Origin of the sequence: Streptomyces sp. NPDC048484 (genome assembly GCF_040651415.1) — a bacterium.
Lineage (GTDB): Bacteria > Actinomycetota > Actinomycetes > Streptomycetales > Streptomycetaceae > Streptomyces.
On the sequence record NZ_JBEZJY010000118.1, the window covers coordinates 1 to 3,639 of the forward strand.

Annotated in this window: 1 protein-coding gene; it reads left to right on the forward strand. The window is 72.5% G+C overall.

Features of this window, described 5'->3' with window-relative positions; all coding sequences use genetic code 11:
* The coding region (locus tag AB0D14_RS44730; protein ID WP_362791219.1) for an amino acid adenylation domain-containing protein at window positions 1-3,639 on the forward strand (3,639 nt) is incomplete at both ends.

Below are 3,639 nucleotides of genomic sequence, written 5' to 3' on the forward strand. Positions count from 1 at the left end.
TCTGCCGTTGGATCCGGAGTATCCGGTGGAGCGGCTGCGGTTCATGCTGGCCGACAGCGATGTGAAGGTGCTGGTGGGTCATCGAGGGGTGGCTGGTGACCTGGCGGCGGACGCCCTCGTGCACCGTACGGTGTGGCTGGACGATCCGGCGGTCACGGCCGAGGCCGCCGCGATGCCCGTCACCTCGCCCCCCGTGACCGTGCACGGGGCCCAGTCGGCCTGCGTGATCTACACATCGGGATCGACCGGCACGCCCAAGGGCGTCGTGGTGCACCACGCGGGCCTGGTGAGTCTCGTCGCGGCACAGACGGAGGCCCTGGGCACCGGCGCGGACGATGTGATCCTGCAGTTCGCCTCGTTCAGCTTCGACGCCTCGGTGTGGGAACTGGTCATGGCGCTGGCGTCCGGTGGGACGCTGGTCGTGGCCACCCCGGCCCAACGCGCCGAACCCGCCCTGCTGGCGGGCCTGGCCACCCGCGCCGCGGTGACCGTGGCGACGGTGCCGCCGTCGCTGCTGGACGTACTGGACCCGGGCGACGACCTGCGTGGCGTGGGCACACTGATCGCCGCGGGGGAGCGGCTCGAAGCAGGCCTGGCCACGAAATGGTCCAGCGGCCGACGCCTGGTGAACGCCTACGGCCCCACCGAGAACACGGTCTGCGCCACCGTGGCGCTGGTGACGGGTGGCGGGGGCGTGCCGCCGATCGGGGCGCCGATCGCCAACACCCGGGTGTACGTGCTCGACGACCGTATGAACCCCGTCCCGGTGGGAGTGGCGGGAGAGGTCTTCATCGGCGGTGCGCAGCAGGCGCGCGGCTACCTGGACCGGCCTGCATTGACCGCCGGCCGGTTCGTGGCCAGCCCTTTCGCGTGCGACGGGTCACGGCTCTACCGGTCGGGAGACCGCGCCCGGTGGCGGGCCGACGGACGGCTGGAGTTCCTCGGCCGCGTCGACGACCAGGTGAAGGTCCGCGGCCACCGGATCGAGCCGGGCGAGATCGAGACCGTACTGGCCGCGCACCCGGGCGTACGGTCGGCGGTCGTGACGGCGACCGGGGAGGGCACGGAGCGGCGGCTGGTGGCCCACCTCGTCCCGGCCGACCTCGGCGAGGGCATTCCCGAGCCCGGGAACCTGCGGGCGCACCTGCGCCGCAGTGTGCCGGACTTCATGGTCCCCTCGGTGTTCACGGAGCTGGCGGCGTTTCCGCTGAACCCGAGCGGGAAGGTCGACCGGGCGGCTCTCCCGGCACCGGACGGCGCCTCGACCGCCCGCGCGACGGACACCTACGTGGCGCCGCGCACCGAGGTGGAGCGGGTACTGGCCGAGGTCTGGACGCAGGTCCTCGACGTGGACCGGGTCGGCGCCGAGGACGGCTTCATCGAACTGGGCGGCCACTCGCTGCTCGCCACTCAGGTGATCTCCCGGGTCCGGACGGTGTTCGGCGTCGAACTCCCGCTGGCGACGCTCTTCGACCGGCCGACGGTGCGCGGCCTGGCCGCCGCCGTGGAGGAGGCGACGCAGAGCGTGGCCGCACCGCCGGTGACCGCGGCGGGCCGGGACCAGCCGCTGCCGCTCTCGTTCTCCCAGCAGCGCCTGTGGTTCCTGGACCAGCTGGAGCCCGGCTCGGTCGAGTACATCGTGCCCACGCCGGTGCGCTGGGCCGGCGACCTGGACGTCGCCGCGCTGGGCATGGCCCTGGGCGCGGTGGTGGCGCGGCACGAGGTGCTGCGGACCAGACTGGTCGCGGGCCCGGACGGTGTCGGGTACCAGGTGATCGACCCGCCCGCGCCCTTCCCGTTGCCCGTGGCGGACGTGTCCGCCGGGCCGGAGCCGTTCCGCGCGGCCGAACGGCTGGTCAGGGCGGACGCGGTGACACCGTTCGACCTGGCGGCCGGACCGCTCGTGCGCGCCCTGCTGATCCGTATCGGCCCGGCCGAGCACGCGCTGGCACTGACGATGCACCACGTGGTCGCCGACGAATGGTCCGGGCAGATCCTGCGGCGCGAACTGTCGGCGCTCTACGAGGCGTTCCGCGACGGCCGGCCCGATCCGCTGCCGCCGCTGACGGTGCAGTACGCCGACTTCGCGATGTGGCAGCGCCGCTGGCTGTCGGGGCAGGCGCTGGAGGGACAGCTCGCCTACTGGACGGACCGGCTCGCGGACTGCCCGGCGCTGGAGCTGCCGACCGACCGGCCGCGCCCGCGGATACGCACCTCGGCCGGGGCGATGACCGAGTTCACCGTGTCGCCGCGGACCGTCGAGAGACTGCGAGCGGTGGCGCGGGAGAACGGCGCGTCGATGTTCATGACGTTGCAGGCCGCGTTCTCGGCGTTGCTGGCCCGCTACAGCGGCCAGGACGACTTCGCGGTCGGGACCCCGGTCGCGGGCCGCAACCGCGCCGAGACCGAGGACCTGATGGGGTTCTTCGTCAATACGCTCGTGCTCCGCACCGACCTGTCGGGGGACCCGACGTTCACCGAACTGCTCGGCCGGGTCCGCGAGACGGCGCTGAGCGCCTACACGCACCAGGACCTGCCGTTCGAGCAGTTGGTGGACGCCCTGGCCACCGAACGGGACCGGTCGCGCAGTCCGCTCTTCCAGGTGCTCCTCAACTACTTCACCGACGAAGGGCAGGGCGTTCGTCAGGACGCGGACGAGGATGCCGTGCCCATCGCTCTGCGCGAGGTGGTCGCCGCGGTCGATCTGCGACTGATCCTGACCGACACGGGTCAGGGGTTGTCCGGGACGTTCGAGTACAGCACCGACCTCTTCGACACGGCGACGGCCGAGCGGATGGCCCGCCACCTGGTGGCCCTGCTGGAGAGCGTGGCCGCCGACGCGGGCCAGGCGGTGTGGGATGTGCCGCTGCTCTCCCCGGCCGAGGGCGCGATGCTGCTCGACGACTGGAACCGCACGCCGACGCCGTCGCCGGGCGCGGCCGGGGTGCACGAACTGATCGCAGACAAGGCGGTGTTGTACCCGGACTCGGTGGCCGTGGTGTGCGAGGGTGCTTCGCTCACCTACGCCCGGCTGATCGACAGTGCGGCGCGACTGGCGCACCAGTTGCGCGGCATGGGTGTCGGGCCCGAGACGGTCGTCGGACTGTGCCTGCCCCGCGGCGCGGACATGATGGTCGCGATGCTGGCGGTCTGGCAGGCCGGCGGCGCCTATCTCCCGCTGGATCCGGAGCACCCGGTGGACCGGCTGGATTTCATGCTGGCCGACAGCCGGGTGGCCGTGGTGCTCGGCACCACCGACCTCGTCGACGAGCTGCCGGTAGGACGCCGCCGCACGCTCTGCCTGGACGAGCCCCTCGTCCGTACGACCCTGGCCGCCATGCCGTCCACCCCGCCCGAGGTGGCGATCGCGGGAGAACAGCTCGCGTATGTGATCTATACGTCGGGGTCGACGGGCCGGCCCAAGGGAGTGCAGGTCACCCACGGTGGTGTCGTGAATCTGGTGGCCGGCCAGGCCCCGGTGTTCGCGATCGGTCGTGGTGACACGGTCGTACAGTTCGCCTCGTTCGCCTTCGACGCCTCGGTATCGGAGGTGTGTGTGACCCTGGCCGGTGGCGGGACCCTGGTGGTGGCCACCGCACAGGAGCGCCTGGAGCCGGGCGCGTTGGCGGGCTTGCTGCG